The organism is Komagataeibacter rhaeticus (assembly GCF_011611525.1).
Lineage (GTDB): Bacteria > Pseudomonadota > Alphaproteobacteria > Acetobacterales > Acetobacteraceae > Komagataeibacter > Komagataeibacter rhaeticus.
The window spans coordinates 2,617,131-2,640,000 of record NZ_CP050139.1 but is presented as its reverse complement, the minus strand read 5'-3'; the positions used below and the strand labels follow the sequence as shown (position 1 = coordinate 2,640,000).

Below are 22,870 nucleotides of genomic sequence, written 5' to 3'. Positions count from 1 at the left end.
CGGTGCCGGAAGGTTAAGAGGAGGTGTGCAAGCACTGAATTGAAGCCCCGGTAAACGGCGGCCGTAACTATAACGGTCCTAAGGTAGCGAAATTCCTTGTCGGGTAAGTTCCGACCTGCACGAATGGCGTAACGACTTCCCCGCTGTCTCCAGCATCGGCTCAGCGAAATTGAATTCCCCGTGAAGATGCGGGGTACCCGCGGTCAGACGGAAAGACCCTATGAACCTTTACTGCAGCTTTGCAGTGGCATCAGAGACATTCTGTGTAGGATAGGTGGGAGGCTTTGAAACCGGGGCGCCAGTTCCGGTGGAGCCATCCTTGAAATACCACCCTGACTGTTTCTGATGTCTAACCGAGGCCTGTTAGCCAGGTCCGGGACCCTGCATGGTGGGCAGTTTGACTGGGGCGGTCGCCTCCCAAAGTGTAACGGAGGCGCGCGATGGTGGGCTCAGGTCGGTCGGAAACCGACTGTCGAGTGCAATGGCATAAGCCCGCCTGACTGTGAGAGTGACAGCTCGATCAGAGACGAAAGTCGGCCATAGTGATCCGGTGGTCCCGCGTGGAAGGGCCATCGCTCAACGGATAAAAGGTACTCTAGGGATAACAGGCTGATCTCCCCCAAGAGTCCACATCGACGGGGAGGTTTGGCACCTCGATGTCGGCTCATCACATCCTGGGGCTGGAGCAGGTCCCAAGGGTTCGGCTGTTCGCCGATTAAAGTGGTACGTGAGCTGGGTTTAGAACGTCGTGAGACAGTTCGGTCCCTATCTGCCGTGGGTGTTGGAGACTTGAGAGGATTTGTCCCTAGTACGAGAGGACCGGGATGAACATACCTCTGGTGCACCGGTTGTCGCGCCAGCGGCACAGCCGGGTAGCTAAGTGTGGACGGGATAACCGCTGAAAGCATCTAAGCGGGAAACCCACCTCAAAACAAGGTCTCCCCAAGGGCCGTGATAGACCATCACGTCAATAGGCCAGGTGTGGAAGCGCAGTAATGCGTGCAGCTAACTGGTCCTAATCGCCCAATAGGCTCATTCCAAAGCCCCCTCAAAAGGGCAACACACATGCACAGCAGTCATCCACTCAACAACACTCAATAAAACACCAACCCATCCACTTCCTCTCTCCCCACCCAAGGGAAGACTGGATGACCTGGTGGCCATGGCGGGGAATGATCCACCCGATCCCATCCCGAACTCGGCCGTGAAATGCCCCAGCGCCCATGATACTGTGCCTTAAGGCACGGGAAAGTCGGTCGCCGCCAGGTCTTCCAGTCTCCCCTTACCACCGCGGGGTGGAGCAGCCCGGTAGCTCGTCAGGCTCATAACCTGAAGGCCGCAGGTTCAAATCCTGCCCCCGCAACCACCGCAGAGTTCTGCGAAAAATCAATCAAACCGCTTTCTGATTCAGGCTCTCAGATATTGAGGGAATACCGGTCACGGCACGTCGTGTTTTTACAGGGAAAACTGGGCCAGATGTGCACAGGCCCGTTCAGCCAGATGCTCCTGCGGGGCATTGACATCCAGAACCATGACCACTTCCTCATGCATGTCGGGTTCCTCCAGCGTGGCGAACTGGCTGTCCAGCATGGCAACCGGCATGAAATGACCGGTGCGCTGGTACAGGCGGGGCATGATGTCCTCCCTGCTGCCCTTGAGATAGACAAAGCAGACATCCGCACTGTCGCCGCCAATCTGTCTACGGTAACTGCGCTTGAGCGATGAACACGTCACGATGCCACACTGACCTGCATCACGCCATGACTGTATCCGGCCAGCAATAAGATCAAGCCATGGCATACGATCCGTATCGGTCAACGGAATGCCGTTGCTCATTCGCGCGATATTGGCGGGGGGATGCAGGTCGTCCCCTTCGATAAGGGGCCAGGCCATCCGTTCAGCTATCAGTTGGGCCAGTGTACTCTTGCCACACCCTGATACGCCCATAACAATCAGCACACACGGTCGCCCTGCCTCACCAAATCTAGAGGGTGTTATGCACCGTGAGCGAGTATAGCGGCGTTTCTGAGCATGAAGCACGCGAACGCAATGACATGGAGACTTGCGAGTGTTGAAGCGTAACGCTCGTAATCCTTGACGAGCCTACGACAGCGTGTTGCCCATGCGAAAGATCGCTCAACAACCCATCGGCGCGGCAGCAGCACAAAGCCGCGTTTGGCTTCGGGCAACCTGACGACCTCCAGGGTGATCCCCTGGGCCCGTGCTGCCCCGGCAGGTTTCTCGCCGGTATATCCCTGATCGACATAGGCCAGCTCAACGCTCTCGTCTGTCGCGTCTTGAATGGCGGTAGCAAGACGTCCCACCTCGGCGCGATCATCCCGGCTGGCCGGCGTGACATGCAGGGCCAGCAGGTGTCCCAGCGTGTCCACGGCCATGTGCAGCTTTGATCCCTTTTTGCGCTTGGCTCCATCATATCCGGCGCGGGAACCGCTTTCCGGCGTCGAACGTAATGTCCGGCTGTCGAGAATGGCGGCCGTTGGCTCCGCCCTGCGGCCAGAAGCGATACGCAGCACGGCACGCAGATCAGATACCAACGCGTCAAAACAACCTGCCTCCATCCAGCGACGGGATTGCTGGTAGACCGCCGACCAAGGTGGAAGGTCATTCGGCATGGCGCGCCAGGCAATGCCGTAACGGATCACGTAACGCAATCCATTGAACAGTTCGCGCAATGCGTGATGTCGTTGTTGCGCATCCTCGCGCATCAGGACCAGATACGGGACGACCAGAGACCATTCTTCGTCTGATACATCAGAGGGATACGGTTTGCGTGCAGGCATCATCATTCATTACTGCACCAATCAGGCACGAAAGTACATAACACCCTCTACGTGAGAGTGAAACCGTATCCTGCCCAGTATCATACATTGCGTATCCTGCCGAATATTATCATGATAAAGTGATTGGCCTTCGTGTCTATGAACAGGGAACGAATAAGAAAGTAATCATTTCTCGGCCCGTTGACGCGCAAGGTGGAGGGATCGAAGAACCCTTGATTGATGTGCTTGGCCGGTAATTTCTGGGTGCTGGGGAATTTTCCGACAGCACATGTGGGGAATTTTGAAACAGCATTTACAGGGCGCTTCGGACGCGGATGATTGGAGCGGTAGGCCCACGCCAGACCAGATGCTTCCTGAAGATGAAGATACATCGGATGGACCGTCTCCCGACGAACCGATGGGTGCAGAGCAGAAGCAGACGCGCGAGTTTGATGCCGCCCAACGCCCTCAAGCAGGCGCTGGCTCCCTATTGCCTTGGTGGTCCTTACGACCGTCTGCTCGACGCGGACGCTGAGCGCCTGGGCGATGCCGACGTCGTGGTGTTCGAGACCGAAGGTCTGATCGGCTCGGGGGCTGCTTCTCCCGTGCTGTCCTACCTCTTCCATCGCATCGAGGGACGATTGGACGGGCGTCCGACGCTGCTGGTCATCGACGAGGGCTGGCTCGTTCTGGATGACGGCGATTTCGCAGGGCAACTCCGGGAGTGGCTGAAAACCCTGCGCAAGAAGAACGCGTCGGTGGTGTTTGCCACCCAGAGCCTGGCCGACACAGTCGATGAGCTAGACGCGTTCGTGATGACGGCGCTGGAGGAGCTCAGTCTGCTCGAGCCGACTATAGACGGACCACAGGCTGAGACCAAGCTGGCCGCACTCTGGAAAAAAACATTCACTGTTGCTGCGGCCGTCCAAGAGGCATGGCTCGAGCAGGCTGTTATTCGGCGCGGACGCGCGATTGTCGAGGACATCTATCCTGACGCTGACGAGCGCCGTCGTCTTTACCAATATGGCTTCTCGCCTTTTGTCGGGCGGCGGTTTGAGGCAGTCGCGCCGGCAATCGCCGATCAGTTGGCGGCTGCGATCGATTATGGTGCTGAGACCGCGGTCCAGCGTCTGGCACGGTTTGAAGCGCTTGGAGAATTATTGAAGGAAGATCGCGGTTTTGGGTTCCGGGTGCGTGAGACGGTGGGCGACCGCGAAATTCTCGAAGCGTGGACCGATGTTCTGAGCTGGTGGATGCGTGCTCCGAGTGGAGAAGTTCCTGAAGCCAGCAATCTTCGCGCGCGTCAGAGGTTCGTCGCTGATAATCTGGAGTTTCGTCTGGGTGTCGCCATTGGCGCTGTCGTCGCTCAGAAATGGACCGCCGGTGCGGGTGACCCGCTCGCCGTTCCGTCACTTGTCGAATGGAAGGCGACGACGGGTCTACCTTGGTTTGGCTTCTGGGCGCGCGAACTGTTGCGCTGGGGTACGCTTGATCCTTTTGTTGCATTCGCGCTGGCACAAGGGCGGGCCAAGACCCGAGAAGATGCCGAAGCGCTCCGGTCGGTCTTTGATAGATGGCTTGGTGAGAAGCTTGATGCCCCAACGTCTGAAGATCTTATTGACCCCCAGCAGTTCTTGGCATGGGAGCGCAGCCTCCCCGCCCGCAAGCGCGAGCGTGTCGAAGCATTGCCGGAGGAGGCCGAACTGACCGGGACGTCTGGGGCCATGAAGCGCTATAATGTTTTGCCAATAGCTGGTAAGGACGAAGTCATCTGGCTCGACGCTTCCGGCTACGAGCTTGCTCGGTCGTCGGACGAATTGGGGCTGCAAAACCGGTCCCTTACCAATGACTATGTCCTCAATGCCGAGGGACAGGCGACTGTGAGCCGCGTATTTGTACGCTCGCGGCGAGCGTGATTCTTATGAAGCTGCTTCGGTTAGCTACTCGATCTCTGAATGAGTCCGACCATTTTACCTCAACTGGTTCTCTAACAGTTCGCGTAGCAATGTCAGCTTTTGAGCTCCAGTCTTAACCACTTGGGTGTCCGAGTAGATGGCGGCTTCTGCCATAGCGAAACAGGATTGCCGACAGCCCCTAAATGTCTGGTCGAGATCTTTCTATGAAATTTCAATCACTTGCAGGTATGGGAGATTTCACCGGACCTTGAAATCATTGAGTTTTATTCGTTGCAAACTTGGTGGACGGGGTACGTCCTGTTTATAAGGTTTTGAAATTGTTCAAAATGATCTCGACCGGACACTAAGTATCTGCACTGGGAGTGTCGGCCTGATGATTTGGGGCGTGTATTTATTGTTAGATGGCGAGGAGGTTCTCTGATAGATTAGGCGCATGCCCACCTAAAGGAGCGGATTTATGAAGCAGCCTGGATTAGATGGTCGTCATCGTGACACAACTCCCCCCAAGACAGGCCAAATACATGAGAAGCGTGGCGACACGTTAAACAAGAATTTGCCCAAGCCTATCCCCGAGTTCTCACCTAATGCGCGTCTCGATACGATGCGAAAGGAAACAGGCAAGGTGAGTGTCGCAGATGTGACTAGGGCGGCCAAGAAAAGGGGAAAGTAAGAAATAAAAATTTAGGTCGCGTCTATTTAACATCCACATATGCCGCGCAGTGGCCGTAATCCGCTTTGCTAAATCACTTTCGAAGACTGCTCCCCCACAATACGAAGCGTTGTGGCGACCGCATCTTTCTTTGGTTGACCATCCATAGCACGTCGCGCGTTGATGTCCGCTATGCGGGAAGTGATCTGGGCCGTTGCATTTCCGAGATGAAGGCGACTTCTACGTGTCTGCTTTTGCATCGGAGCGGAGAGGCAGATTATGGAGATATGCGGCCGCCTGATTACTAACCAAAACAAAAAAAACGATACGGCAATCTCATAAAAGAGCCAGCTGAAATTCTTGTATAATTCATAATATAGACATAAGTAAAACTTTTTAATAAAGGATAAGATGATGGAAAATGATAACAAAGGAGATAATTTTGACCCCATTCGAGTTTATGCAAAAAAATTAAGAAACTCTGATTTACGTTTTAATTCTGAACACTTGAAACCAGCCTCAGATTACTATGTTGGGTGGATCGATTTGATGGGTTCAGGGCATGTAATGAGCACGTCGGTTCAAAAAAGTGCAAATTTTTTAGCTCGCTTACATATCGCCGTTGAAAGAGCTCGAGCTGGCTGTAATTTCTCCGGACGATTACTTCCCATTAATGACGGAATTTTTATCATATCAGAAAGTAAGTGCCAAATAATATCAATGCTGGGTCGTGTAATGATCCTTCTATCTGCCAACTTTATAGCAATTCCACGACCACATGATCGTTTTCTGTTGCGAGGAGGTATCGCTTATGGTCCAATATATTTTGGAGAAAACTTAGTTCCTGGTTTGCAACCAAAAAAGTTTAAAGCTAGTGCTAAATTTTTAGATAGCGTTATGTTTGGACCTGCTCTAATACAAGCATATCGGTCTGAAACTAACGCCCCCCCTTACGGCATTGCCATTCATGAATCAGCTCGTGCATTTCATCCAGCGGAAGAACAACCATTTCGTATGACACACTGGATGTGGTGGGCACCGAATGAACCGAGTGATTATCCTAAAAATCTACCCCCAATGACAACATTCAAAAATTGTCTTTGGGCTGAACTTAAAGACCATTTTGACTGGCTTATAGCGACAAGTATTTACCATGGCCTTGAAAAATCCAAAATAAATCAATGGGCAATAGCATGTAAAGAGTATTTTCAATTGGGATGAAAGTAATGTACGAATTCAGTAGGATCATTACCGAATAAAAGATTCTTATATCTTCGCAGTGTGTCGGGTTGGGGTAACCTGTGAAGCGACGAGGTTGTAGAGTGATGAGATGGTAATCCCCCATAAAAAGATTGGCTTTGAGTGAGAATTTTCTCAGCGTGAGGATGAGGAGATTCTGATGAAGAGTGATCGCTTTACTGATGCCCAGATTATGGGTCTGATCCGCCAGGCTGAGGGCGGCGTCCCGGTTCCTGACCTGTACCGGGAGCATGGGATCAGCAACGCGACGTTTTACCGATGGCGCGCGAAATATGGCGGCATGGATGCTTCGATGATCAGTCAGATGAAGGCTTTGGAAGAAGAGAACCGTCGGCTGAAGCGGATGTATGCGGATCTGAGCATGCAGACGGATATCCTGAAGGAAGCCCTGGAAAAAAATGAAGCGGCCAGCCCAGCGCCGGGAACTGGCCACACAGGCTGTGGCGCATCACGGGGTCAGCATTGCGCTGGCCTGCCGGATTTTTGGGATATCCGAGACCTGCTTTCGCTATTGTCCGCGACTGGCGGCGGAGAACGACAGGATTGCCGATCTTCTGGTGGGGCTGACTCAGGCTCACAGGAGATGGGGATTTGGCCTGTGTTCCCTGTATCTGCGTAACGTGCAGGGACAGGTCTGGAATCATAAGCAGGTTTATCGGATTTATCGGGAACTGGAACTCAACCTGCGGATTAAACCCCGCAAGCGTCTGATACGTGAAAAGCCTGAAAAGCTATCGGTCCCAGCACTTCCCAACAAAGTCTGGTCCATGGACTTCATGGCGGACAGGCTTTTGGATGGACGTGCTTTTCGGCTCCTGAACATCCTGGATGACTTCAACCGTGAAGGACTGGCGATTGAGGTTGATTTTTCCTTGCCGGCCTGTCGGGTTGTCCGCTGTCTGGAGCAGGTTATGGAGTGGCGTGGCAGGCCAGAGGCTATCCGAATGGACAATGGCCCGGAATATGTCAGTCATACGTTGGTTGCATGGGCCGAAAAGAAGGGGATTACCCTGATCTATACGCAACCAGGTAATCCGCAGCAGAACGCCTATATCGAACGCTACAACAGGACTGTCCGGCAGGAATGGCTGGAGCAGCATCTGTTTGAAAGCATTCAGGACGTACAGGAGGTCGCAACACAATGGCTCTGGACATATAACAATGACAGACCCAACATGGGAAACGGTGGGTTCACGCCCGCCCAGAAACTAAAAGTAGCTGCTTAAATTCTCAGTCAGAACCCCACTAAAAATGGGGGGATTACCGCAAATATGACATTAGAGAGAAAAATGGATTTTCTTGGAGACATTTGTGATATTATGGGTAAAAAACTGACTGCAGCAGGGTATGGTAATTTCATAATTCCAGCGATTTCTTGGCGTACATGCCCTGATCGTACAATATGTATTTTCTGGAATGTCCATTTCAGATCAATTCAAAAAAAACCCCGCCGTGTATTGAAATCTCCCTATACTGTTCCGAATGAATACATTCATGCAGAAAAAGCTATTCTCGAAAAAGTCGAGCGAGGAGACAGTTTAAGGCCACACATGAGTCTAAATATGGAAAACCCATTTTTTAACGATGATATGCTTAGCGACTTCAATATTCACCATTTTCACTTATCGTTGTCGCCACACAACAAAAATGATAAATACCTTGGTAGAACAAAAGATTTATTATTTGCATTTATTTCTAATGACTCATTCTACGTAATAGGAATTTACGACCATAAATCTTGGAGTAAGAAGGATATCTTGGAAAAAATGAATACATATTTTCCCAAGATATTAAAACCGTTTAAATCGACTGTATTTAAAGAGCTGAGCTATGATGTTGACGACGATGGGCGCTCACGTGCTCGCCGTAATCACTGTAATATTGCCACTACACTATCTGATGGCTCAATTGTCGGTCCATTAGGCGGCGGAGTGACGATATCAGGCCACAACTCAGATGTGGTGGACAGAATATTGCATACTCGGCGGGTTGCGCAAAATCTAACAAGAAAATTTCTCGGATCAGGACGCAATATAGAACAAGAAAATGGAATTCTTCAAGTGAAATTATTAAGCGGAAACTTGATATCTATTCAAGGATATAATGTGCCGGATTTATATTAAATTTAAATAAAGATCTATAATTAATACTCTTTCAGATTTGTTCGGTATGGATAAGTAGAGAATACGTGTGCCACGCTTGAGCGTATGTCTGCTTTGCAAAAAATTAATTGCTTACCTGAATGTCTTAAATGAGGCGTATCCCGCCTGTCTGCTTCATATTCCTTGAGCGGTCAGGCAGCACAGCGGAGTATGTCGCCGGTCAGCTTTCGGATCTTGCAAAGATAAGGTTGAATGACCGGGATAAGGTAGGCAACTACCTATCCTCTTCGAGATCTTTGAGCAGACAGGCAGTTTAGACAGAAAGCCAACTATCAACAGTAAGATCAGAAACGAAACCATTCCTACAGGCTTCTGCAACTATAGCTATCCCCAGTGAATACAATTCAGAATGTCAGTTTAATCAATTTGACTTCCCAGCATAGAGACCGACGCGGACGATCTTCAGCGGCATGGCGTCCTACGAAGGCTCTATTATCACCACTCCCAAACGACGGGTTCCCAGACGTAACCAGCATGTTCTTCTCGGATGTGGCCTATACCAGGGAATGGAAAATGAGGAACGTGGACGAGAGGAGCCTCAACACTTGTAATTTTTTCAAGAAGTCTCATACGGGTGACGATCGCTTCCACCGGATCATTGTCAACACCTAGCTCCCAATCCGGCCGAGCAAGTGTAACTACAAAATGATGTAGCGCGTCTGCAGTATATATGAGTCTTTTACGATTTGACGTAATAATAAACGCCATCATGCCTGGGGTATGACCAAATGCACGAATGGCACGAATCCCGGGCATGATTTCCTGTTCACTATCAAAGAACGAGACGCGATCCTCAATAGCCTTCAGATGACGTTGTGCACCGAGGATCGCGGCGCGTGCCATCTCATCACCAAAGGGGCTCGAAATTTTGATATTTGGGTCGGTCCAGAAATCCCACTCTTCTTTGCTGTGAGGTGGACCCGTCCGCTCGGACAGTTTTGTGGGCTTGATAAGCTATACCCGGAGACGGATGAATCACAACAGGCTGGTATTGTTCAAAAACTTTCGGATCAGGCTCTTACACTCAGAGGACAAAGCTCCAGGATATTTTCCGAGGTCGCCAGACACCATTTCCATGTAATGATGTTCCATACCAGAAGACGGCCAGTCTCCGGGTCATATCTGGTATTGCGTGCCAACCATTCCCTCTGATTTGGCCCCGACAGCATTCTCACTGCGTCATCGCGCATGATGATATTCCTCATTAGTTTCTACGTTACGTTTTGAACGGATCGGAGAAACCAGTTGGGGCGGCCCTGTTGGCCATGGCGTGGTGCGGACGCGCGCGATTACCCGCCCCTCTTTCGAGGAGCGGGACACGTGCAACTGTCTGATAAGCCAGCATTTCATGGCGATCAGACGTCGATGATGAGAGATTTATGATGGAAGTGGTTGCGGGGGCATGATAATAACGGCACGTATATTCATAAAACAGGAACAGCCGGAACAGACTGGCAGATCGCGCCTGCATTTGAATATAACTGGAATGCAAATTGGGGGGTAATCGTCGGCTCTGCGTTCTATTTTGCAGGTCACAACAAAAGTATACAGGTTTCCCCGCAGTTTGCAGTCAACGCTATGTTCTGATTTCTGGTTTGTTGAGAGACAATGTAATAAGCGTTTGTTCAGTTTTCACGAATTTCGAAAGTTCAGCACAGTAAGTCCCCGAACCTGAGCAAAAGCCTGATCACTGGTCACTAACGCGAGATGCTCTGTCAGGGCATGTGCGGCGATCATCATGTCCAAAGACCCAAGAATTTGACCATGCCGCTCTTGCTCAGCGCGTAATTTGCCGTAGCGCTCCGCTACGCCATGATCCCAGGGCAGTATGGTCAGCCGATCCATGACAGTGCGTGTCAGACGCAGTAATCGAGTTGCCGATGGGCGTTTGGCTAGTCCATACGCAACTTCTCCGGCGGTTACGGCCGAGACACAACACCGGCCTGGATCAAGCGCCTCCACGTGTGAGAGCACTCTTTCGTCCGCGCGTATGATATCACTTATTGTATTGGTATCGAACATATAAGAAATCACGTTAGGCACACAGCAAATGGATCCCTGTCCTGTTGATCCTGGTTGCGACCTTCAGGGAAAAGCTCAGTCCCTTTGGCCTGCCGGATGGCAGAAAGTGCCTTACCCCACCCCAGGGGACGCGGCGAGAGAATGACATCACCGGTACGTGGATCTCTGCGGATTGTGACCTCTGATGTGTCAAATCGGTAAGCTGCAGGAAGACGCACGGCCTGGCTGCGACCGGTCATAAAAATTTTGGCTGTATCAGACATGTCCACCTCCTTGGAGTAGGTATCATTGATATCTATCATTTAGATCCAAACGACGCAACATCAAACCCACGCGTGGCCGTATGGACTTACTTTATTTCATACCTAACTTCAAACTCTGTCTTTTATCGAAAACAGGCCCCCTTCCCCATACCTACGTGCGATAATTCCACTTATCGCAAGTAGGTTGGAGACCATAAAAAAAGGCCCCGTGTGTCGAAAACCAGAAGATGATGATAAATCTGCCAATCAAGCAGAAGTCCCGACAACCACGCGGACAGATCCAGGCATTCCGCTTACGCCTAGTTCCGGTCATTCGATGACTAATCGTGCGGTTGCCAAAGCAGGCATATACCATTTCTTCGTATCACTTGAGCCGCAGGTGGCATTTAACTTGATGAGTAGCACACCTCTGCCCCGGACAGGATTTTATCCGGGACAGAAAGCAGCGTTCGCCTAATCTTCAGGCAACGCGGATCAGCTTACGGTTGATAAACTCCTCAATGCCGAGGAAGGACAGTTCGCGGCCAAAGCCAGAGTTCTTGATCCCGCCAAACGGCAGTTCAGGGGCCGCAGCCGTGGCCGTGTTGATGAACATCATGCCGGTCTCGACCGCTTCGGCCACCCGTTCCGCCCGGCCAAGGTCACGCGAGAACACGGCCCCGCCGAGGCCATAAGGAGAATCATTGGCCAGTTCGATGGCTTCGTGTTCCGATGCGATCTTATGCACGACGGCAACGGGACCGAAAATCTCCTGATAGAAGACCGGATTGTCCTTTGACACGTTGGTCAGGATAGTCGGCTCCATAAAGAAACCCTTGCGCTCCATCCGCTTGCCCCCGGCCACCAACGTTGCGCCTGCCTTGACCGCTTCGTCAGTCTGCGCCAGTGCGGTGTCGAGTGCCTTCCTGCTGCTCATCGGGCCATGGGTGGTACCCTCAGCCAGCGGATCGCCAATGCGGAACTGCGTGATCGCGGTTTTCAGACCCGCGAGGAAGGCGTCGTAGACCTTCTCATGCACGATCATCCGTTTGGCCGCCGTGCAGACCTGCCCGTTATTGGCAAACCGGCCCCATGTCGCCCACTTCACGGCAAGTTCAAGATCCGCGTCATCCAGCACGATGAACGCGTCGCTACCGCCAAGTTCCATCGTGTCCTTCTTCAGCGCCGCACCCGCTTCGGCCGCGACCGTCTGGCCCGCGCGTTCGCTGCCCGTCAGGGCGACGCCACGGATGCGGAAATCCTTGATCAGTTCGGCGGACTGATCGTTGTCGAGGAAGATGTTGGTATAGACACTAGCAGGCGCGCCCGCCTCGTGGAACAGCTTTTCAAAGGCCAGCGCACATTGCGGCACGTTGGGCGCGTGCTTGGCGATGACCACATTGCCTGCCATCAGGTTCGGCCCCGCCACGCGGGCAAGCTGGTAATAGGGGAAGTTCCAAGGCTCGATGCAGTAGATTACGCCAAGCGGCTGGTTGATGATCTTTGCATGGCCTTCCTTGACCTTCAGGGGCGTGGGAGCGAGAAATTTCTCCGCGCCCTCGGCATAGTAGGAGAGGATGTCGGCCGTGATGTCGATTTCTTCCAGCGCGTCAGGCAGCGCCTTACCCATTTCGGTCGCGATCAGGCGTGCATGTGTCATGCGGTCACGGCGAAGCAGGTTGGCAGCCTTTGACATGATGACCTTGCGGGCTGCGATGTCGCGCTTCTTCCAGTCGGTCTTCCACACATGGTCCGCGCGATCGATAATCGCCTTCATCTGCGCGGCAGTATGCAGTTCAAACGTGCGTTCCACGGTTTCCGTTGTCGGGTTGAGGGTCTGGTAAAAACTCATTGGTCCGTTTCCCTGTTTATTGATTATGGAAAAGGTAGTCGGTGTAGCCATGCGCGCTGCCGCCGTACATCGTCGCCGGGTCCAGCGGATTGAGCGGCCAGTTATGTTCCAGCCGCGCGGGCAGGTCCGGATTGGCGATGAATTTCCGGCCAAAGCCGATCATGTCCGCCCATCCATGGCCCAGCACATGCTGTGCCTTGTGCAGGTCGTAACGGCCCGCGCACAGGATGCGGCCGCCGAAGATGTCGCGCACGCTGGCGCGGAAGGCATCCGGCATTTCCGGCGCATTGTCCCAGTCGGCTTCGGCCAGCGAGACGTAGGCGATGCCCGCCTCCGCCAGTACGCGCACGGCTGCCGTGTAGGTTTCCGCTGGATTGTCCTCCAGCAGGCCGAGATAGACGCGCTCTTCCGTCGTCGTGCCGAACAGCGGGGAAAACCGCACGCCCATCCTGTCGGGCGTGACGACGGCGGAGACGGCCTCGACCACCTCGCGCAGGAAGCGCAGGCGATTGGACAGGCTGCCGCCATAGGCATCGATGCGGAAATTGGCCCGTTCGGAGATAAACTGGTTGATCAGGTAGCCATTGGCTGCGTGGATCTCTACCCCATCGAAGCCTGCGGACAGCGCGTTGCGCGCCGCCTGTGCATACATCTCCACCAGTTCCTGGATTTCGGGAATGGTCAGCGCGCGTGGCACATCAGGGGGTACCAGCTTTCCTGTACCCGGCCCCGTGGGGATGAACACGTTTACGCCTGTTGCCGCGACCGCGGACGGAGCGATCGGTGCCTCATGACCGGGCTGCAATGCCCGGTGGGACACGCGGCCCACATGCCACAATTGTGCAAAGATGGGCCGCCGCTTTGCGTGTACCGCATCGGTGACCAGCTTCCAGCCCGCGACCTGCTCGGGTGAATAGATGCCTGGCGTCCAGGCATAGCCCTGCCCGCGGGGTTCGATCTGCGTACCTTCGGTAATCAGGAAACCCGCCTGCGTGCGCTGCGCGTAATACCCGGCCATGAGCGCGTTGGCGACGTCCCCCGGTTGAGTGCTGCGGCAACGTGTCAATGGCGGCAGGAAGATCCGGTTTTCAAGAGGCAGATCTCCCAGCCGCACAGGCCTGAATAAAGAAGATGAAGACATGACCAACCTTGTTTACAAATACAGGCCATTCGTCCGGCCTGCCTGTAAACATTGACCCGCCCCATCTTATGCGCAAGAACGCACATAAACCGCCACTAGTGTCAGGAATGATACCATGCCTCGCATCCGTCATACCACGCTGGCCTGCAGCCCCGGCTGCACGGTGGAAGCCACGCTGGAACTGTTTGGCGGGAAGTGGAAGGCGTTGATTCTGTATCACCTGTTCGAGGACGGAGTGCTGCGGTTCGGCGAACTGCGCCGCCGTCTTCCCAACGTCACGCAGCGGATGCTGACCAATCAGTTGCGCGAACTCGAGGCAGACGGACTGGTGTCACGCACCGTTTTTCCCGAGGTGCCACCGCATGTGGACTACGCCCTGACCGAGCTGGGAAAGACGCTGAAGCCAGTTATTCAGGCGCTCAAGAAGTGGGGGGATCGGTATGCGCATTCTGTCCAGCGGAACACAGCTGCTGATTGAGATTGACGGCGAAGCGTTATGGACAATTCCTGCAGCAATCTGCCTGTCGGCTTCAAGAATTAAGCAGACTGGCGGCAGTCGCCCTCTTCTCGGCCGTGTTCAGACTTGCTCAAAGTTTCGATAAGCAGACCTTCTATATCGGCGACGCAAGCCAGGCCGCCAGTTGCCGGACCATGGATCTGGCGACACGGCCGGCGCCCAGCAGCGTGGCGGATGCGGGCCCACACCAGGAGCCATAACCCAGCAGCCAGAGACGTGGCTCCCTGACGGCCTGCTGCCCGTTAACACGGATCAAGTCGTCCGGCTCGATCACGTCGAGTGATGCAAATACACCGAGCGCGGGTCGGAAGCCGGTACACCAGATGATCCTATCGATGGCTTCTTCCCGCCCGTCGGGCCAGACGACGCCCGTCGCCGTCACACGTACAAACGGGCGCACCGCGTGGAGCACGCCTCGCTCCCTGGCGGCGCGCACAGGTGGGACCATGACGATATCGCCAAAGCCGCTGGTGGGCATGGCCGACGGGCCGCCGAGAACGCGAGCGGTCGCCCGCTCGAACAGGACCCGTCCGTCCACGTCATCGGGCAGAAAGATGGGATCATGCAGCGTGACCCATGTTGCCTGAGCGACAAGCGACAGCTCCGCCATAATCTGTGCCCCGGAGTTGCCCCCACCCACCACCAGTACACGTCGGCCGGCAAAGGGCGCGGCATTCCGGTAATGGCTGGAATGGAGTTGCGTCCCGCCGAAGAGGTCACGCCCCGCGACATCGGGAACAAAGGGGGCTGACCACGTACCGGTCGCCCCGATAACCGCACGGCCAAGAAAATCACCCGCGCTGGTTCTGACAGTCAGAAGTTTTCCGTTCGCGCGCTCCACACACTCGACCATGACCGGACGGCGGATCGGCGGCGCATAGCGCGCCTCGTAGCGGTGCAGATAGTCCAACACCTCGTCACGGGTCGGATAGCCGCCATCCGGCGTGTCTGGCATCGGCCAGCCGGGCAGCGAACTGTAGGACGCGGGTGAAAACAGATGCAGGGAGTCCCAGCCATGCACCCATGCACCACCCGCCTGCGTCCCGTTATCAAGAATGACGTAACGCAGTCCGGTCCGTCGTAGAAAATACGACGCGGCGAGGGCCGCCTGACCGCCTCCCACGATCACAACATCGAACTGTTCCGCCATAGCCCGGCTCACAGACTTTCCGGGAGACGGAATTCCGCCTTGCGTTCGCTGTAGCGATCAACGAGGTAGTCGGCCCGGTCGCGCAGCAGCCATGTGAACTTCATCAGCTCCTCCATGACATCTACCATCCGGTCATAGAGGGGGGATGGCTTCATCCGGTCATCGTCACCGAACTGGGTATAGGCCATCGGCACGCTGGACTGATTGGGGACGGTGAACATCCGCATCCACCGGCCCAGCACCCGTAGGGCATTGACGGAATTGAAGCTCTGCGATCCGCCCGAAACCTGCATGACCGCCAGCGTGCGGCTCTGCGTCGGGCGGATCGAGCCTTCCGTCAGGGGCAACCAGTCGATCTGGTTCTTGAACACGGCAGTGATGTTGCCGTGCCGTTCGGGGCTGCACCAGACCTGGCCTTCAGACCAGATCGAGAGTTCCCGCAGTTCCCGCACCTTCGAATGACTTGCGGGCACGGAATCCGCTACCGGCAGGCCGGTCGGGTCGAACACCCGTGTCTCGGCCCCCAGCACCTTCAGGATGCGTTCTGCCTCAAGCACCAGCAACCGGCTGAAGGATCGGGGGCGTAAAGAGCCATAGAGCAGAAGGATACGCGGCGGATGGTCCACACGCGGTTGCGGTTCCAGCCGCGCGAGATCGACCTGTTCAAGATATTCGGGGTGAAGGGCCGGCAAGTCAGGTTCAGTCATTGTGATATCGGACCATTCATGCATTACGGCTGGCTGATTAGAGGCAGCCACAGGGCCAGCGCCAGGAGTGTGACCAGCAGGACGGGAGGTGTGATCACCAGACCCACCTTCATATATTGCCCCCACGTGACCCGATGGTTCCTGGACGCCAGCACATGCAGCCAGAGCAGTGTCGCGAGACTGCCGATCGGCGTGAATTTCGGCCCGAGGTCGCAGCCGATGATGTTGGCATAGACCATCAGGTCGCGTGTCAGCGGCGTGATGTCGTGCGCCTGCTGGATCGCCAGTGCCCCGACCAGCACACTCGGCATATTGTTCATGATGGACGACAGAACAGCCGCCAGAAAGCCGGCGCCGATGGTGGCGATGAACGGCCCCTGATGGCCAAGCCAGACCAGTGCGGCCGCAAGGTAGTCGGTCAGCCCGGCATTGCGCAGGCCATACACCACCAGATACATGCCCAGCGAGAAGATCACGATCTGCCATGGTGCGCCCATCAGCACCTTGCGAACAGGGATCACCCGGCCATATCCGGCGACGAGCAACAGGGTTCCGGCGGCCAGACAGGCTACAACACAGACCGGGATATGAAACGGCGCTGTCAGGAAATAGGCCGCCAGAACGAGGACCAGCAGCGGAAATGCCGCCCGAAATACATGGTGGTCACGAATTGCCGCAGCGGGTGCTGGCAGTTCGGCGACGGGATAGGTCGCAGGCACCTGCCGCCGGTACCACAGCCAAAGCACAGCCAGCGTCGCGCCCAGCGCCACCAGATCGACAGGGACCATGATCGCGGCATAGCGATCAAACGCAATGCCAAAGAAATTGGCGCTGACGATGTTCACCAGGTTGGAAATGACAAGCGGCAGGCTGGTGGTATCCGCGACGAACCCAGTGGCGATAATAAAGGCCAGCGCCGCGCCATGGCTCAGGCGCAGTTGCGTCAGGATAGCGATGACAATGGGCGTCAGCAGCAGCGCCGCGCCGTCATTGGCGAAAACCGCTGCAATGGCCGCTCCCAGCACCACGATCAGCGGGAATAGCGTCCGGCCTCGCCCTTTGCCCCAGCGTACGACGTGCAGGGCGGCCCAATGGAAGAACCCTGCCTCATCCAGCAACAGCGAGATGACGATCAGCGCGATAAAGGTGAAGGTCGCGTCCCAGACGATGTGCCAGACGACAGGAATGTCATGCCAGTGGATCACGCCAGCCGCCAAGGCCACGGCGGCACCTGCCATTGCGCTCCAGCCGATGCCCAGCCCCCGAGGCTGCCAGATGACAAAAACCAGCGTGACAACGAAAAGCAGAAGAGCCAGCATCAGGAGATCCGCTTTCCGGATTCATCGACGATCTTCTCGCCGTCCTCTTTGACGAAAGCGCCCCGCTGCGGGTTGGGCAGGATTTCCAGAGCCGCCTCGGACGGACGGCAGAGCGCAACACCGAGGGGGGTGATGACGATCGGCCGGTTCATCAGGATCGGGTGTGCGATCATGGCGTCGATCAGCGTATCGTCCGTCAGGGTCGGATTATCGAGGCCGAGCTCGTGAAAGGGCGTGCCCTTTTCCCGCAGGACCGAGCGCACCGGAAGCCCCATACGGGCGATCAGATCGACCAGTTCGGCCCGGCTCGGCGGCGTTTTCAGATATTCGATGATCCGGGGCTCCTCGCCGCTGTTGCGGATCAGTGCCAGCACGTTGCGCGACGTGCCGCAGGCCGGGTTGTGGTAGATCGTGATGGTCATGGGCAGGACTCCCGGGATGGGCAGCAGGAGGACAGGTTCGCGACCAGGGGCGCGCAGAGTTCGGGGCTGCCCGCACAGCAGTCTCTTACGAGGAAGAGCATCAGGTCGCGCAAGCGCGGAAGGCGCGCACGATAGACGATCAGCCGGCTGTGGCGCTGCGAGGTCAGCAGGCCGGCACGGGTCAGGGTGGCAAGATGGGCCGAGATCGTGTTCTGCAGGACATCGAGATGCCGCGCGACGTCTCCGGCGGGTAGTCCGTCCGGTTCGTGGCGCACCAGCAGGCGGAAGATCTCCATTCGCGTGGACTGCGACAGAGCGCTCAGGGCAGCGAGGGCAGATTCTGTATCCATAAATCGACGATCACGGATATAATGGATGAAGTCAACACTACCCAGGACATGCCTCGTTCAAAACCTGGAATACGGTGTCACACGCCGAACAGGCGGCCGATTCCGCCCGTGACGATCATCGCAACAATACCCCAGAACGTCACACGCAGTGCTGGCCGCAGAGGCGCCGCGCCGCCGGCAAGCGCGCCGACGACGCCCAAAACGGCGAGAACCACGACCGAGGTCAGGGACACGCCCCAGGATACCCACGCGACAGGGGTCAGAACAGCTGCCAGTACGGGCAGTAAGGCTCCGGACGAAAAGGCGGTTGCCGAGGCGAATGCCGCCTGTATGGGTCTTGCCGCTGTGGCCTCGGACAGACCCAGTTCATCCCTGGCATGAGCACCGAGCGCATTATGTTTCATAAGGGCGACGGCGACCTCGTGTGAGAGGTCTCCATCCAGTCCTCTGGTAATTCCCCCATAAAAAGAGTGACTTTTGAATGAGAATTTTCTCAGCGTAAGAATTGAGGAGATTCTGATGAAGAGTGATCGCTTTACTGACGCCCAGATCATGGGTGTGATCCGCCAGGCTGAGGGCGGTGTCCCGGTTCCTGACCTGTGCCGGGAGCATGGGATCAGCAACGCCACGTTTTACCGGTGGCGCGCGAAATATGGCGGCATGGATGCTTCGATGATCAGTCAGATGAAGGCTTTGGAAGAGGAGAACCGTCGGCTGAAGCGCATGTATGCGGATTTGAGCATGCAGACGGATATCCTGAAGGAAACCCTTGGAAAAAAATGAAGCGGCCAGCCCAGCGCCGGGAACTGGCCGCACAAGCTGTGGCGCATCATGGGGTCAGCATTGCGCTGGCCTGTCGGATTTTTGGGATATCCGAGACCTGCTTTCGCTATCGTCCGCGACTGGCAGCGGAGAACGACAGGATTGCCGCTCTTCTGGTGGGACTGACCCAGGCTCACAGGAGATGGGGATTTGGTCTGTGTTTCCTGTATCTGCGCAATGTGCAGGGACAGCTCTGGAATCATAAGCGGGTTTATCGGATCTATCGGGAACAGGAACTCAACCTGCGGATTAAACCCCGCAAGCGTCTGGTTCGCGAAAAGCCAGAAAAACTGTCGGTTCCGGCCCTTCCCAACAGGGTCTGGTCCATGGATTTTATGGCGGACAGGCTGATGGATGGACGTGCTTTTCGGCTCCTGAACATTCTGGATGACTTCAATCGTGAAGGACTGGCGATCGAGGTTGATTTTTCCCTGCCGGCCTGTCGGGTTGTCCGCTGTCTGGAACAGGTTATGGAGTGGCGTGGCAGGCCAGAAGCCATCCGAATGGATAATGGCCCTGAATATGTCAGTCATACGTTGGTTTCATGGGCCGAAAAACAGGGGATTACCCTGATCTATACGCAACCGGGTAATCCGCAGCAGAACGCCTATATTGAACGCTACAACAGAACTGTCCGGCAGGAATGGCTGGAGCAGTATTTGTTTGAAAGCATTCAGGACGTGCAGGAGGTCGCAACACAATGGCTCTGGACATATAACCATGACAGACCCAACATGGGGAACAACGGGCTAACCCCCGCCCAGAAACTAAAAACAGATGCCTGAATTCTCATTCAATGCCCCACTAAAAATGGGGGGATTACCCCTCGGCGGGGCCTGCCTGGGTCAGAACTTTTCGTTCATAGGGGGTTAAAAGGTCCGCCAGAGTGCGGGCGTCCAGCACAGTCATGAACGCCCCCAGCGCCTCCCCCAGCACGCCGCGCAAGTGGCAGGCATTGGCCAGAAGGCATTCGCCTGCCGAACCTGAACGCCCCTCCCCTGCGGCAGAACCGGCACTGGTGGCCCCTCCCGCCGCCATACCCCGCGGCGAGAACGTCCCGCGTGCCGCGCTGCCTGCAAGCGCCGCCAAGGAGGCCCGTTTGCCTCCCCCACCCGCGGCCGCCACGGCAGATCTGGAACCCGGCCCCATGCCGGGAGAAAGAGGCGACATGCAGCCCACAAGGGCCATGTCTTCCTCCGTATGGCGCACCACATCCCCCACATTGATCTGATCGGCAGGGCGGGCCAGCATCAGGCCACCACCCCGACCCCGCAGCGTATCCACAAAGCCGCCCCGGCCGAGGTGATGGATCACCTTCACCAGATGGTTTTCTGAAATGCCATAGGCCTCCGCCACCTCCCGTATGGAGACACGGCGGTCTGCATGCACGCCCAGATAGAGCAGCGTGCGCAGGGCGTAATCTGTGTAAAGGGTCAGACGCATGCGTAAAGATACATCACCTTGACATCTTTTTTCCAGCGCTCAATAAGATGTATGTAATTTAGATCTTTAAAGGCACAGACTCCTATGGCTCCCCAGCTTGACGACACCACCCGCGCCATCATCACCGCCTGCGTGCCCGCCCTTGAGGCCCACGGGCTGGACATCACGCGGGAGATGTATGCCCGCCTGCTGGCAGACCCTGCCATCAGTGCGCTGTTCAATCGGTCACACCAGAAAAATGGAGAACAGCCCACGGCGCTGGCGCTGGCCGTGCTGATGTATGCCCGCAACATCAATGATCTGGGCAAGCTGGGCGGCATGGTGGAACGCATTGCGGAAAAACATGTGGGCCTGAACATTCTGCCCGAACACTACCCGCATGTGGGCACTGCCCTGCTGGGGGCCATCAAGCATGTGCTGGGCGATGCCGCCACGCCGGAGATCATGGATGCGTGGGCCAAGGGCTATCAGTTTCTGGCCGATGTGCTGATCAACCGGGAAGCCCAGCTTTACACCGCCAACGCGGACGCCCCCGGCGGCTGGACCGGCTGGCGCGCCTTTACCATCCGCAACCGCGTGGCGGAGAGCGAAACCGTGATGTCCTTTGATCTGGAACCAACGGATGGCAAACCCGTGCTGCCGCACAAACCGGGCCAGTATCTCAGCTTCAACATCACCGTGCCGGAACAGGGCTCCCAGCGGCGGAACTACAGCATTTCCTCCGCACCCAGCCAGAAAGGCTACCGTATCAGCGTGCGCCGTCAGCCTGAGGGGCTTGTCTCCAACTGGCTGTATGACAGCGCGGTTGTAGGCACGGAGCTTCTGGTATCCGCCCCTGCCGGATCCTTCATTCTGCCCACGCCTGTTGCCGCCCCCATTGTGCTGCTGAGCGCTGGTGTAGGGCTGACGCCTTTCCAGTCCATGGTGGATACACTGACCGCAGACATTGGCGCGCAAACAGGTGCTGCTTCCGGCCTGCACTATATCCACGGCACGCACTCCGCCCAGACCGAAGCCTTCGGCCCCCATATCCGCGCCCTTGCGGCCAAAGGGGCTATCAAAGCCGATGTGTTCTACAGTCACGGCCCGCTCCCGGCTGAGCAGACTGCTGGCACAACCGCGCATCAGGGCCGCGTGACCGTGGAGTGGGTGCGCGCCAATACTGCGCCAAACGCCGTGTATTACATCTGCGGGCCAGAAGGCTTCATGCAGGACATGATCTCCGGCCTGAAAGCGGCGGGCGTTCCGGAAAACCGTCTGCGGCATGAAGTATTCGGCCCGGCCACCACCGTGGAAGATACGCTCTGCGCCGCCTGACCTGACCGCCAGAGGCAGCCCCTGCCCCGCATTTCAGCGCGACATGGGCTTGCCTTGCCGGAACGGGAAGATGCGGGGCCGCATCATTGAGGGAGGGCGTGTGTCAGTCGGGCTGGAGCGGGGCACCGCAGATGCCGGTTCGGCCGAGCCACTCCCTCCGTCTCAAACAGACTGTCACCTGCTCAGCCCGAGCCAGCTTCGCGTGGGCTGCCCTCTCCTTTGTCACATGTCTTATTGTCTTCACGCCGCAGGGGCACACCCCACTGTTCAGGTTTTGCAACAAGGAAGATATGCCATGCCACACGCCCGTTCCTCACACAGCGCTGGCGGGCCGGTGCGCATTCGCCGGGTGTACGAAGACCCCCTGCCCGACGATGGCGCACGCGTTCTGGTGGATCGGCTCTGGCCGCGCGGGGTCAGCAAGGAACGCGCGCACCTGACGCTGTGGCTGAAGGACATTGCCCCCAGCACCACCCTGCGCCAGTGGTTCGGCCATGATCCCGCCCGGTGGGACGACTTTCAGCGCCGTTACAGGGCAGAACTTGCCCAGAACCCGGACTGCGTGCGCCAGATTTTGGACCTTGCCCAAAAGGGACCAGTCACCTTGCTCTACGGTGCCCGCGACACCGAACATAATGAGGCCGTTGTGCTGGCGTCCTATCTATCCTCCCTGCAAGAGAATTAGGAAGCGACCATCCGCCACAGTAAAATGGCAGGCATTTCAAGGCTTCATAAACAGCGTTGAAAGCCTGCCACGAGCCCAAAAGCCTTCGCTCCCTCAGCAAAAACACACATGCGC

General features: G+C 56.1%; 21 protein-coding genes, 1 tRNA gene, 2 rRNA genes and 3 pseudogenes (1 of these 27 running past the window's edge). 12 read left to right on the top strand and 15 right to left on the bottom strand.

The window, feature by feature from the left end; translation table 11 throughout:
- The 3 genes from GWK63_RS12045 to GWK63_RS12035 form a co-directional block, all read left to right on the top strand.
- Positions 1-1,039: ribosomal RNA gene (locus GWK63_RS12045) — 23S ribosomal RNA — on the top strand (it extends 1,700 nt beyond the left edge of the window).
- A gap of 113 nt (positions 1,040-1,152) precedes the next feature.
- Positions 1,153-1,268 (top strand): 5S ribosomal RNA (gene rrf / locus GWK63_RS12040).
- Positions 1,269-1,289: 21 nt separating this feature from the next.
- A tRNA-Met gene (locus GWK63_RS12035) sits at positions 1,290-1,366 on the top strand.
- Between the two features lie 89 nt (positions 1,367-1,455).
- On the opposite strand, the gene GWK63_RS12030 is transcribed toward GWK63_RS12035, so the two are convergent.
- From GWK63_RS12030 to GWK63_RS12020, 3 genes are all read right to left on the bottom strand, one after another.
- Positions 1,456-1,947 (bottom strand): gluconokinase, encoded by a 492-nt coding sequence (locus GWK63_RS12030; RefSeq protein WP_084149753.1) that lies wholly within the window; start codon positions 1,945-1,947, stop codon positions 1,456-1,458.
- A gap of 47 nt (positions 1,948-1,994) precedes the next feature.
- Positions 1,995-2,801, bottom strand: a complete 807-nt coding sequence (locus tag GWK63_RS12025) for an IS5 family transposase (protein WP_084149755.1) — start codon at positions 2,799-2,801, stop codon at positions 1,995-1,997.
- 80 nt (positions 2,802-2,881) lie between these two features.
- Positions 2,882-3,172, bottom strand: coding sequence for a hypothetical protein (locus GWK63_RS12020; protein WP_166498146.1), 291 nt, complete (start codon positions 3,170-3,172; stop codon positions 2,882-2,884).
- Positions 3,173-3,226: 54 nt separating this feature from the next.
- On the opposite strand from GWK63_RS12020, the pseudogene GWK63_RS17070 reads away from it, so the two are divergent.
- From GWK63_RS17070 to GWK63_RS12000, 4 genes and pseudogenes are all read left to right on the top strand, one after another.
- Positions 3,227-3,568, top strand: a pseudogene (locus GWK63_RS17070) (TraG/VirB4 family ATPase); the annotation flags it as partial.
- A 2,188-nt stretch (positions 3,569-5,756) separates the two neighbouring features.
- Positions 5,757-6,566, top strand: coding sequence for a hypothetical protein (locus GWK63_RS12010; protein WP_146750222.1), 810 nt, complete (start codon positions 5,757-5,759; stop codon positions 6,564-6,566).
- Between the two features lie 178 nt (positions 6,567-6,744).
- Positions 6,745-7,831, top strand: a protein-coding gene (locus GWK63_RS12005) for an IS3 family transposase (protein WP_085949001.1) whose coding sequence is annotated in 2 segments (ribosomal slippage) — positions 6,745-6,998 and positions 6,997-7,831 — 1,089 coding nt in all. Because the reading frame shifts where the segments join, the coding sequence is not laid out codon by codon here.
- A 45-nt stretch (positions 7,832-7,876) separates the two neighbouring features.
- On the top strand, positions 7,877-8,728 hold the full coding sequence (locus tag GWK63_RS12000) for a hypothetical protein (protein ID WP_139064312.1): 852 nt from the start codon (positions 7,877-7,879) through the stop codon (positions 8,726-8,728).
- Positions 8,729-9,202: 474 nt separating this feature from the next.
- Here GWK63_RS12000 and GWK63_RS17065 read toward each other — a convergent pair whose 3' ends face one another.
- Positions 9,203-9,610, bottom strand: a complete 408-nt coding sequence (locus GWK63_RS17065) for an MBL fold metallo-hydrolase (protein WP_172459727.1) — start codon at positions 9,608-9,610, stop codon at positions 9,203-9,205.
- A 549-nt stretch (positions 9,611-10,159) separates the two neighbouring features.
- On the opposite strand from GWK63_RS17065, the pseudogene GWK63_RS17275 reads away from it, so the two are divergent.
- A pseudogene (locus GWK63_RS17275) lies at positions 10,160-10,354 on the top strand (hypothetical protein); the annotation flags it as partial.
- 45 nt (positions 10,355-10,399) lie between these two features.
- On the opposite strand, the gene GWK63_RS11985 reads toward GWK63_RS17275, so the two are convergent.
- From GWK63_RS11985 to GWK63_RS11970, 4 genes are all read right to left on the bottom strand, one after another.
- Positions 10,400-10,789, bottom strand: a complete 390-nt coding sequence (locus GWK63_RS11985; protein ID WP_053324230.1) for a type II toxin-antitoxin system VapC family toxin — start codon at positions 10,787-10,789, stop codon at positions 10,400-10,402.
- A gap of 8 nt (positions 10,790-10,797) precedes the next feature.
- Positions 10,798-11,052, bottom strand: coding sequence for an antitoxin (locus tag GWK63_RS11980; RefSeq protein WP_061498341.1), 255 nt, complete (start codon positions 11,050-11,052; stop codon positions 10,798-10,800).
- Positions 11,053-11,512: 460 nt separating this feature from the next.
- Complete coding sequence (locus GWK63_RS11975) at positions 11,513-12,883, bottom strand: NAD-dependent succinate-semialdehyde dehydrogenase (protein ID WP_019092270.1); 1,371 nt, start codon at positions 12,881-12,883, stop codon at positions 11,513-11,515.
- Positions 12,884-12,899: 16 nt separating this feature from the next.
- Positions 12,900-14,024 carry an alkene reductase gene (locus GWK63_RS11970; protein ID WP_026019858.1) on the bottom strand — a complete coding sequence of 375 codons (1,125 nt, stop codon included), beginning with the start codon at positions 14,022-14,024 and terminating at the stop codon, positions 12,900-12,902.
- Between the two features lie 115 nt (positions 14,025-14,139).
- Here GWK63_RS11970 and GWK63_RS11965 point away from each other — a divergent pair, with 115 nt between their 5' ends.
- A complete protein-coding gene (locus GWK63_RS11965) occupies positions 14,140-14,502 on the top strand; it encodes a winged helix-turn-helix transcriptional regulator (protein WP_010510588.1) in 363 nt (120 codons plus the stop codon).
- 133 nt (positions 14,503-14,635) lie between these two features.
- Here GWK63_RS11965 and GWK63_RS11960 read toward each other — a convergent pair whose 3' ends face one another.
- The 6 genes and pseudogenes from GWK63_RS11960 to GWK63_RS11935 form a co-directional block, all read right to left on the bottom strand.
- Positions 14,636-15,691, bottom strand: a complete 1,056-nt coding sequence (locus GWK63_RS11960; protein WP_019092272.1) for an ArsO family NAD(P)H-dependent flavin-containing monooxygenase — start codon at positions 15,689-15,691, stop codon at positions 14,636-14,638.
- An 8-nt stretch (positions 15,692-15,699) separates the two neighbouring features.
- On the bottom strand, positions 15,700-16,398 hold the full coding sequence (gene arsH / locus GWK63_RS11955; protein ID WP_166498145.1) for an arsenical resistance protein ArsH: 699 nt from the start codon (positions 16,396-16,398) through the stop codon (positions 15,700-15,702).
- Positions 16,399-16,421: 23 nt separating this feature from the next.
- Positions 16,422-17,717: an arsenic transporter gene (locus GWK63_RS11950; protein ID WP_003631075.1), complete on the bottom strand. Its 1,296-nt coding sequence runs from the start codon at positions 17,715-17,717 to the stop codon at positions 16,422-16,424.
- The gene (gene arsC, locus GWK63_RS11945) at positions 17,717-18,139 is read right to left on the bottom strand and encodes an arsenate reductase (glutaredoxin) (RefSeq protein ID WP_007396343.1); all 423 of its coding nucleotides are present in this window, start codon (positions 18,137-18,139) and stop codon (positions 17,717-17,719) included. The genes GWK63_RS11950 and arsC overlap by 1 nt, the downstream gene beginning before the upstream one ends.
- Positions 18,136-18,489 (bottom strand): ArsR/SmtB family transcription factor, encoded by a 354-nt coding sequence (locus GWK63_RS11940; RefSeq protein WP_007396344.1) that lies wholly within the window; start codon positions 18,487-18,489, stop codon positions 18,136-18,138. The genes arsC and GWK63_RS11940 overlap by 4 nt, the downstream gene beginning before the upstream one ends.
- 77 nt (positions 18,490-18,566) lie before the next feature.
- Positions 18,567-18,938 (bottom strand): annotated as a pseudogene (locus GWK63_RS11935) (VIT1/CCC1 transporter family protein); the annotation flags it as partial.
- A gap of 70 nt (positions 18,939-19,008) precedes the next feature.
- Between GWK63_RS11935 and GWK63_RS11930 the strand changes: the two are divergent.
- Positions 19,009-20,096 (top strand): IS3 family transposase gene (locus tag GWK63_RS11930; protein WP_085948964.1). Its coding sequence is split into 2 segments (ribosomal slippage): positions 19,009-19,270 and positions 19,270-20,096, totalling 1,089 coding nucleotides; the frame shifts between segments, so codons are not numbered across the junction.
- Positions 20,097-20,130: 34 nt separating this feature from the next.
- Here GWK63_RS11930 and GWK63_RS11925 read toward each other — a convergent pair.
- Complete coding sequence (locus tag GWK63_RS11925; protein WP_007396348.1) at positions 20,131-20,754, bottom strand: RrF2 family transcriptional regulator; 624 nt, start codon at positions 20,752-20,754, stop codon at positions 20,131-20,133.
- A gap of 84 nt (positions 20,755-20,838) precedes the next feature.
- Between GWK63_RS11925 and hmpA the strand changes: the two genes are divergently transcribed.
- Complete coding sequence (gene hmpA / locus GWK63_RS11920) at positions 20,839-22,071, top strand: NO-inducible flavohemoprotein (RefSeq protein ID WP_007396350.1); 1,233 nt, start codon at positions 20,839-20,841, stop codon at positions 22,069-22,071.
- 295 nt (positions 22,072-22,366) lie between these two features.
- The gene (locus tag GWK63_RS11915; RefSeq protein WP_050800490.1) at positions 22,367-22,756 is read left to right on the top strand and encodes a DUF488 domain-containing protein; all 390 of its coding nucleotides are present in this window, start codon (positions 22,367-22,369) and stop codon (positions 22,754-22,756) included.
- Positions 22,757-22,870: the final 114 nt, after the last annotated feature.

What these genes read in the sequence shown, in the direction of transcription:
- GWK63_RS12020 (WP_166498146.1), bottom strand. Translation starts at nt 3,172, where the DNA reads ATGTATCTTCATCTTCAGGAAGCATCTGGTCTGGCGTGGGCCTACCGC.
- arsC (WP_007396343.1), bottom strand. Translation starts at nt 18,139, where the DNA reads ATGACCATCACGATCTACCACAACCCGGCCTGCGGCACGTCGCGCAAC.
- GWK63_RS11975 (WP_019092270.1), bottom strand. Translation starts at nt 12,883, where the DNA reads ATGAGTTTTTACCAGACCCTCAACCCGACAACGGAAACCGTGGAACGC.
- hmpA (WP_007396350.1), top strand. Translation starts at nt 20,839, where the DNA reads ATGGCTCCCCAGCTTGACGACACCACCCGCGCCATCATCACCGCCTGC.
- GWK63_RS11950 (WP_003631075.1), bottom strand. Translation starts at nt 17,717, where the DNA reads ATGCTGGCTCTTCTGCTTTTCGTTGTCACGCTGGTTTTTGTCATCTGG.
- GWK63_RS11915 (WP_050800490.1), top strand. Translation starts at nt 22,367, where the DNA reads ATGCCACACGCCCGTTCCTCACACAGCGCTGGCGGGCCGGTGCGCATT.
- GWK63_RS12025 (WP_084149755.1), bottom strand. Translation starts at nt 2,801, where the DNA reads ATGCCTGCACGCAAACCGTATCCCTCTGATGTATCAGACGAAGAATGG.
- GWK63_RS12010 (WP_146750222.1), top strand. Translation starts at nt 5,757, where the DNA reads ATGATGGAAAATGATAACAAAGGAGATAATTTTGACCCCATTCGAGTT.
- GWK63_RS11940 (WP_007396344.1), bottom strand. Translation starts at nt 18,489, where the DNA reads ATGGATACAGAATCTGCCCTCGCTGCCCTGAGCGCTCTGTCGCAGTCC.
- GWK63_RS17065 (WP_172459727.1), bottom strand. Translation starts at nt 9,610, where the DNA reads ATGGCACGCGCCGCGATCCTCGGTGCACAACGTCATCTGAAGGCTATT.
- GWK63_RS11970 (WP_026019858.1), bottom strand. Translation starts at nt 14,024, where the DNA reads ATGTCTTCATCTTCTTTATTCAGGCCTGTGCGGCTGGGAGATCTGCCT.
- GWK63_RS11985 (WP_053324230.1), bottom strand. Translation starts at nt 10,789, where the DNA reads ATGTTCGATACCAATACAATAAGTGATATCATACGCGCGGACGAAAGA.
- GWK63_RS12000 (WP_139064312.1), top strand. Translation starts at nt 7,877, where the DNA reads ATGACATTAGAGAGAAAAATGGATTTTCTTGGAGACATTTGTGATATT.
- GWK63_RS12030 (WP_084149753.1), bottom strand. Translation starts at nt 1,947, where the DNA reads ATGGGCGTATCAGGGTGTGGCAAGAGTACACTGGCCCAACTGATAGCT.
- GWK63_RS11980 (WP_061498341.1), bottom strand. Translation starts at nt 11,052, where the DNA reads ATGTCTGATACAGCCAAAATTTTTATGACCGGTCGCAGCCAGGCCGTG.
- GWK63_RS11960 (WP_019092272.1), bottom strand. Translation starts at nt 15,691, where the DNA reads ATGGCGGAACAGTTCGATGTTGTGATCGTGGGAGGCGGTCAGGCGGCC.
- GWK63_RS11925 (WP_007396348.1), bottom strand. Translation starts at nt 20,754, where the DNA reads ATGCGTCTGACCCTTTACACAGATTACGCCCTGCGCACGCTGCTCTAT.
- GWK63_RS11965 (WP_010510588.1), top strand. Translation starts at nt 14,140, where the DNA reads ATGCCTCGCATCCGTCATACCACGCTGGCCTGCAGCCCCGGCTGCACG.
- arsH (WP_166498145.1), bottom strand. Translation starts at nt 16,398, where the DNA reads ATGACTGAACCTGACTTGCCGGCCCTTCACCCCGAATATCTTGAACAG.